The organism is Domibacillus indicus (assembly GCF_023715895.1).
Classification (GTDB): domain Bacteria; phylum Bacillota; class Bacilli; order Bacillales; family Domibacillaceae; genus Domibacillus; species Domibacillus indicus_A.
In genome coordinates this window covers 1-1,646 of record NZ_JAMBOO010000053.1, presented here as the reverse complement: position 1 = coordinate 1,646, position 1,646 = coordinate 1, and the positions used below count along the sequence as shown (strand labels likewise).

1 protein-coding gene is annotated in these 1,646 nt (G+C 37.2%); it reads right to left on the bottom strand.

Features of this window, described 5'->3' with window-relative positions; translation table 11 throughout:
- Nucleotides 1–175: 175 nt before the first annotated feature.
- Nucleotides 176–1,393: an IS110 family RNA-guided transposase gene (locus M3221_RS25365; RefSeq protein ID WP_251274808.1), complete on the bottom strand. Its 1,218-nt coding sequence runs from the start codon at nucleotides 1,391–1,393 to the stop codon at nucleotides 176–178.
- Nucleotides 1,394–1,646 lie beyond the last annotated feature (253 nt).

Genomic DNA, 1,646 nt, shown 5'->3' with positions numbered 1-1,646 from the left:
TTTTTCTTACGATTAGTCAACAGATTTTCTTTATTTCCATCAAATAATTAAAAGACCATGTTCCTGAAAGAATGAGACTAAGATTTAAATTCTAGTTTTAGACATGACAAATAATCCTAGCACATATCTATTTTTTTACTAGGTTCGTGTAGGTATGGTAAGATATACGCAAAAGTTATGATGGGGCCGCTAACCCATAATCATAATACTTATTGTGTGAAATAAGGTAGAAGAGGCACTTCAACAGCTTATTTACACAAGCGATAGACGCGACTTTATGACATTTGTTGTAAGGTTGCGTTTTTAATTTATCGTAATAGTCAACAAGATGGTTTTGACCAAAACGACGCTGCTTGATCATATTCTGAATGACAATATAAAGAAGTTTTCGTAAATGCTTGTTTCCCCGCTTATTAATTTGATCTCTAAAAAAGGTTTTACCCGATTGAAAACGTCTTATATCAATCCCTGCAAAAGCATTTAACTGCTTATGATTATCAAATCGATGAATATTCCCTATTTCAGCCATTAGGCGGACGGCTGTATTAGGACCAATTCCAGGGAAGCTAATAAGAATAGCGTACTCAGCCCGTTCTTTGGCTAACATAACCATATCACCGATACACTGATCCTTCTTTCGAAGGATTTCCTGGTAACGCTCTGCGTAGGACCGCAATTGTTTACATAGAACATCCTCAGAAGATACAGATGGATAAGAATATTGAGCGGCTTTGATCAGTTCTAGTGCTTTCTTTTCAGCAACGGCTGTCGAGATATTTTTATTTGTGTTGATACGGATTCTATTCTTGATCACTGTTTTAGAAAGCCCGAGAACAAAATCCGGATGTGGAAACAGCTGGACAATATTTAAAAACAACTCTGATTTACTAGTAAAAATATTTTCTAGCTCAGGGAATGTCAGCTGAATAACTTTATGCATCCGGCTGCGAATAATGGACAATTCATCATCCAGCTCACTATAGAATCTTGAGAGTGACTTCAGTTGACTAAAAAAATCATCTGACCCTTCTATTTCTCGTCGGGAAACATTGAAATGAGTGAGTGCTAGTTGGTGAGCATCGCTTTTATCTGTTTTATGAATCCGCAAGGAATCACATTGCATTTTCGCCTCCAATGGATTTAAAAGATAATAAGTATAATGATTCTCCCGCATAAAGCGTTCTAGTGGTTTTGAATATATACCGGTCGCTTCAAAAACAATGTGAGGCTGTTCTCCATTATCATCAATTAGTCCCTTAATTCTTTCCTGCAGCTCTTCAAAATCAGGCCGGGAATGCCTGATTTCACCTTCAAATATGCATTTTTTCTCATGGTTATACAGCACCATATAACTTCTTCCCATACTGACATCAAACGCAATTACATGCTTCATCTACATCCTCCTAACCGAGCGTTGAAGCCATTCAGCTTACACTTATCGATTCCCATTTCTTATACACGATCTCAAAGGATCCAACATACTTAAACCTGATTCAGATAAGGTAAGTGAAGGAGGCCCGTTTTGTATACGGATTCTAGATCCTAAAAGCCTGTCGGCCTCCAGCTTCACTTCTACTATATAAAAAATAGCAGTGCAAACCAATGCCTTGGTCTGCACTGCTAATCTTAGTATGTTTTGTATAATG

Coding starts and splice junctions, on each gene's coding strand:
- M3221_RS25365 (WP_251274808.1), bottom strand. CDS start 1,393: ATGAAGCATGTAATTGCGTTTGATGTCAGTATGGGAAGAAGTTATATG.